Here is a 5,328-nt window from a genome sequence, read left to right on the forward strand (position 1 = left end):
GTCATCACCGACGACAAGCGCATCCGGGCCGCTCTGCCCACCATCCAGTACCTGCTGGACCAGGGCGCGGCGGTGATCGCCTGCTCCCACATGGGCAAGCCCGTGGCCACCTTCGAGTCCTACAGGAAAAAGCAGCTGGAAAAGGGCAAGGACGAGGCCTCCATCACCGAAGAGAAGTGGAAGAAGTCCCTGGCGGAGCTGCGGATGGAGCCTGTGGCCGCCCGCCTCAGCGAGCTGCTGGGCAAGCCCGTCATTCTGGCGGACGACGTGGTGGGTCCCGACGCCCAGGCCAAGGCCGCGGCCCTCAAGGGCGGCGAAATCATGCTGCTCCAAAACACCCGCTTTGAAAAGGGCGAGACCAAGAACGACCCCGAGCTTGCCAAAAAGATGGCCGCTCTGGCCGGAACCGACGGCATTTATGTGTCCGACGCCTTCGGCGCGGTGCACCGGGCCCATGCCTCCACCGCCGGCGTGGCGGACTACCTTCCCGCCGTCTCCGGCTTCCTGATTCAGAAGGAGCTGGATTTCATCGGCGGCGCTCTGGCCAATCCCAAGCGGCCTCTGGTGGCGATTCTGGGCGGCTCCAAAGTCAGCTCCAAAATCGGAGTCATCAACAACCTGCTGGAAATTGCCGACACCATCATCATCGGCGGCGGCATGGCTTATACCTTCTCCGCCGCCAAGGGCGGCAAGGTGGGCGACAGCCTGCTGGAGTCCGACTGGATGGACTACGCCAACGACATGGTGAAAAAGGCCGCTGAAAAGGGCGTGAAGCTGCTGCTGCCTGTGGACACCGTCATTGCCGACAAGTTTGCCCCCGACGCCAGCAGCCAGGTGGTCACGGCCGGCGAGATTCCCGACGGCTGGCAGGGGCTGGACATCGGCCCCGAGACTGTGAAGCTCTACTGCGGCGCGGTGGCCGACGCGGGCACCGTCATTTGGAACGGCCCCATGGGCGTCTTCGAGTTTGACAAATTCGCCGTGGGCACCAAGGCCGTGGCCGAGGCCCTGAGCAAAACCAGCGCCATCACCATCATCGGCGGCGGCGACAGCGCGGCGGCGGTGCAGCAGCTGGGCTATGCCGACAAGATGACCCATATCTCCACCGGCGGCGGCGCGTCCCTGGAGTTTATGGAGGGCAAGGAGCTCCCCGGCGTGGCCTGCCTGCTGGATGCCTGAGCCTCCCCTTTCCCCTGAAACGCAGGCGCGGGAGCTGCGGCGCAGCCCGCCGGACGGGGCGGACGGGAAAACGTCCTGCGCTCCGCCGGGCGTTCCGTCCCGGAGCCCCGGCAAAATACGCCTGCGGAACAGACCAGATTCTTCGCACCCTCCCCGCGTCACCGGCACAAACCCTGTGCCTTCCGTGAAAAACCGCAAAAAGTCGTTAAGAAATGCTGAAAAAACCCCTTCAGCCCTTGACATTTCCCTTGATTTCCGCTATAAAGATGAAGGTCTTTCCGCTTCATGCGGAAATTTGAGGCGATACGGAATTACCACCCCGGAATTCCAGGCGCGCGGAAGCGCAAGCCCCTTCCACACTGCGTCAACAAAGAAATAAAGGAGTTTTGAACATCATGAATCGCAGATACCGCAAAACTGTCATTGCCGGCAACTGGAAAATGAACATGACCGCCACCGAAACCAAGAAGTTCGCAGAGGAAATCCGCAAGATCATGCCCCGCGCCAAGTGGTGCGAGACCCTGATCTGCGTCCCCGCCTGCAACATCTCCACCGCCAACAAGGCCTTCAAGGACCTGCGCATCTCCGTGGGCGCCGAGAATGTCTACTTCGAGGAAAAGGGCGCTTACACCGGCGAGGTCTCTGCCGACATGCTCAAGGATCTGGGCGTTAAGTATGTCATCATCGGCCACAGCGAGCGCCGGCAGTACTTTGGCGAAACCGACGCCACGGTAAACAAAAAGGTCCACGCCGTTCTCAACGCCGGCATGAACCCCATCATCTGCGTGGGCGAGAGCCTGGACCAGCGGGAAACCGGCATCACCAACGAGTGGATTGCCCTCCAGGTGAAGAGCGCCCTCCACGACGTGCCCGCCGACAAGCTGCGCCGCTGCATCATCGCCTATGAGCCCATCTGGGCCATCGGCACCGGCAAAACCGCCACCGCCGAGCAGGCCGGCGAGGTCTGCTCCAACATCCGCGCCACCATCCGCGCCCTGTACGGCGCCCGGGTCGCCCGGAGCGTCACCATTCAATACGGCGGGTCCATGAACGAGAAGAACGCGGCGGAGCTGCTGTCTCAGCCCGACATCGACGGCGGTCTCATCGGCGGCGCTTCTCTGGTTCCCGAAAAGTTTGTGGACATCATCAACGCCGCCCATCAGGAGTAAAACATGCCGGAATTGGATTCCAGTCAGGACCGGACAGCCCTGCTTTTGAATGCTCTGACCCGCACAGAAAAGCTCTCCGGCCAGCTTGACCAGATCGGCGGAAGGCTCAGCGCCCTGGAGGAGAAATTCAACGCTCTGGAAGAGAATCTCACCTATGACCTTCACAGGCTGGAAACCAGCCTCAGCGGCGGACTTCGCTCCGCCGCTGCCGACCAGAGCATTGATTTCATGGATTTCCTGTCGGGGCTTGCGGAACAGCTGGATCAGCTGAACGAAAAGATGGATTCTCTCAGCACGGATATCCGTTCCGCCGAGACCGATCTCTGCGCCGATATCCGTTCTGTTGAATCCAGCCTCAGCGCCGATCTCCGTTCTGTCGAGTCCAGTCTCAGCAGCGAAATCCTGAGAATTTAAGTGCGCCATCTTCCATTAAAATACGGCAGCCGTGTTTCAATGCCGCGGCAAATGCTGTGGCTTCCGAAATCCACATGGGTTTCGGACCGGTTTCACCGGCCCCGCCTCTCAGGCGGCGTCTCTCCGGTGAGACTGGCGGAACTAAGATTATGCCCGATTTTAATGGGCGAATAGTATCAGAAAACGAGGTTTCTTCATGAATAAGACACCGACCACTCTCATTATCATGGACGGCTTCGGCATGAGCGGCACACAAGCGGGCAATGCCGTCACCGCCGCCAAAACGCCCCGCCTGGACCGGTTTTTCCAGGAGTTCGCCCACACGACCCTCTCCGCTTCCGGACTGGATGTGGGCCTGCCCGAGGGCCAGATGGGCAACAGCGAGGTGGGCCACACCAATATCGGCGGCGGCCGGGTGGTGTTCCAGGACCTGCCCCGGATTACCCGGGCCATTGAAGACGGCAGCTTCTTCCAAAACCCCGCCTACCTCAAGGCCATGAACGCCTGCCTGGAGAAGGATTCCGCGCTGCATCTGTTTGGCCTCCTCTCCGACGGCGGCGTCCACTCCCACATCACCCATCTCTTCGCCCTGCTGAAAATGGCAAAGGACCATGGCCTCTCCAGGGTTTATATCCATTGCTTCCTGGATGGACGGGACGTGTCCCCCACCTCCGGCGCGGGCTTTGTGCAGCAGGTGGTAGACAAGTGCGCCGAAATCGGCGTGGGCAAAATCGCCACCGTCATGGGCCGTTATTACGCCATGGACCGTGACAAGCGCTGGGACCGGGTGGAACAGGCCTATGACGCCATGGTCTATGGCGAAAGCGCCATCACCAATCCCGACCCTGTGGACGCGGTGAAGAAGTCCTATGACAAGGGTGTTACCGACGAATTTGTGGAGCCGGTCGTATGCGACGCGGATGGTTCCATCTCCGACAACGACAGTGTGATTTTCTTCAACTTCCGTCCCGACCGGGCCCGTGAGATTACCCGGACCCTGGTGGACCCGGATTTTGACGGCTTCACCCGCCAGTTCTTCCCCCTGACCTATATCTGCAATACGGAGTATGACGCCTCTATGCCCAACGTCACCGTGGCGTTCCCCCGGGTGCTGGTAAACAACGGCCTGGGCGAATATCTCAGCGGCATGGGCATGACCCAGCTGCGCATCGCGGAGACGGAAAAATACGCCCATGTGACCTTCTTCTTCAACGGCGGCAGTGAGACCGTCTTTCCCGGAGAGGACCGGGTGCTTGTCCCCTCCCCCAAGGTGGCCACCTACGACCTTCAACCGGAAATGAGCGCTGTGGAGGTCTGCGACAAGTGTGTGGAGAGAATCGAGTCCGGGGCCTATGACGTCATTATCCTGAACTTCGCCAACTGCGATATGGTTGGACACACCGGTATCTTCGATGCGGCTGTGAAAGCCGTGGAGACCGTCGATACCTGTGTGGGCCGGGTGGTGGACGCCACCCTGAAAATGGGCGGAATCGCCATGATTACCGCCGACCACGGAAACGCGGAGCAGATGACCGAGGCTGACGGCAGCCCCATGACTGCCCATACCACCAACCGGGTGCCCTTCATCCTCTGCGGCGCCGGCTCCAGACTGCGGGAGGACGGCCGCCTGGCCGACATCGCCCCCACCATGCTGGATGTGATGGGTTTGGCCTGCCCCCAGGAAATGGACGGCACAACTCTGATTGTGGAATAAACAAGTTTCCTCATATACTGGCTGAAAGGGACCCTGACGGGTCCCTTTCGGTTTTCCTCAAAAGCAGCGCTTCCCTCGCCCTTATTCTGTAACCTGCCTGCCGCCGCTGTGAACCGCTCTGCGGGCCAGCAGAGCAGCATCCGTGAAGAGTATAACCTAGTTCCATTGTCTGAAGCGCCCCAGGGCCTTCTATAGCCGCATAATTACACCCGTAGAGCTAAAGCAAGATTCCGGCCTCCCTGGTAAATGCCCAGAAAAAGACGGCACAGCAATGGCTATGCCGTCCTTATTGAATGATTTTCATTTGCGGAACGTCCCAGGCAGCGCACCCCCGCGATCGGTGCTCGATGGCTCCGCTATCCAAGCAGCATTCCCTTTGTAAAAATGGATGTGAAAGCAGGCACAAGAAAACAGGGACAAAACTCTCAGAGCCTTCCATTTTCAGCCTTTATAAGTCGAAGCCTCCAGTAAAACCGGAGGCCTGTGCAGGCCCTGGAATGGCCTTCTACCGTTGGACATCGCAAGATATTGATATTAGCGCTGCTCACACCCTGTGGCCCCTGACGCCTGTAAAAGGGCACTATCCAGCTATTAACGATTGCTGCTTAACTGCCAGCGTACCGCCTTCTCAGGCTATCATCCTACTTACAGCTTAAACCCTTACTTACAGGACATCACCATCGGCCAGGACAATAACTAAAATATATAGAAAAAGCAAAACGGACTGCATTTGCAGTCCGTTCTGTGTTGGCACTACCAATCTTCCCAGGCCGTCGCCAGCCAAGTATTGTAGGCAGAAATGAGCTTAACTACCGTGTTCGGAATGGGAACGGGTGGACCCTCATTCTAATC

Annotated in this window: 4 protein-coding genes and 1 rRNA gene; 4 read left to right on the forward strand and 1 reads right to left on the reverse strand. The window is 59.3% G+C overall.

What is annotated here, in order from left to right; genetic code table 11:
* From pgk to gpmI, 4 genes are all read left to right on the forward strand, one after another.
* A partial coding sequence (pgk, locus tag Q0063_RS14260; RefSeq protein ID WP_297872625.1) for a phosphoglycerate kinase occupies window positions 1-1,179 on the forward strand: 1,179 nt, incomplete at its 5' end.
* A 395-nt stretch (window positions 1,180-1,574) separates the two neighbouring features.
* Window positions 1,575-2,348: a triose-phosphate isomerase gene (gene tpiA / locus Q0063_RS14265; protein WP_297872626.1), complete on the forward strand. Its 774-nt coding sequence runs from the start codon at window positions 1,575-1,577 to the stop codon at window positions 2,346-2,348.
* 3 nt (window positions 2,349-2,351) lie between these two features.
* A complete protein-coding gene (locus Q0063_RS14270; protein ID WP_297872627.1) occupies window positions 2,352-2,762 on the forward strand; it encodes a hypothetical protein in 411 nt (136 codons plus the stop codon).
* Window positions 2,763-2,958: 196 nt separating this feature from the next.
* Entirely contained in the window at window positions 2,959-4,476 is a 1,518-nt protein-coding gene (gpmI, locus tag Q0063_RS14275; protein WP_297872628.1) for a 2,3-bisphosphoglycerate-independent phosphoglycerate mutase, read from the forward strand.
* 745 nt (window positions 4,477-5,221) lie between these two features.
* Here gpmI and rrf read toward each other — a convergent pair.
* Window positions 5,222-5,328: ribosomal RNA gene (gene rrf / locus Q0063_RS14280) — 5S ribosomal RNA — on the reverse strand; the annotation flags it as partial.

It is taken from the genome of uncultured Oscillibacter sp. (genome assembly GCF_947654275.1).
Taxonomy (GTDB): Bacteria; Bacillota; Clostridia; order Oscillospirales; family Oscillospiraceae; genus Oscillibacter.

Excerpts from the sequence above, each read along its gene's own strand:
- tpiA (WP_297872626.1), top strand. The coding sequence starts at position 1,575 with ATGAATCGCAGATACCGCAAAACTGTCATTGCCGGCAACTGGAAAATG.
- Q0063_RS14270 (WP_297872627.1), top strand. The coding sequence starts at position 2,352 with ATGCCGGAATTGGATTCCAGTCAGGACCGGACAGCCCTGCTTTTGAAT.
- gpmI (WP_297872628.1), top strand. The coding sequence starts at position 2,959 with ATGAATAAGACACCGACCACTCTCATTATCATGGACGGCTTCGGCATG.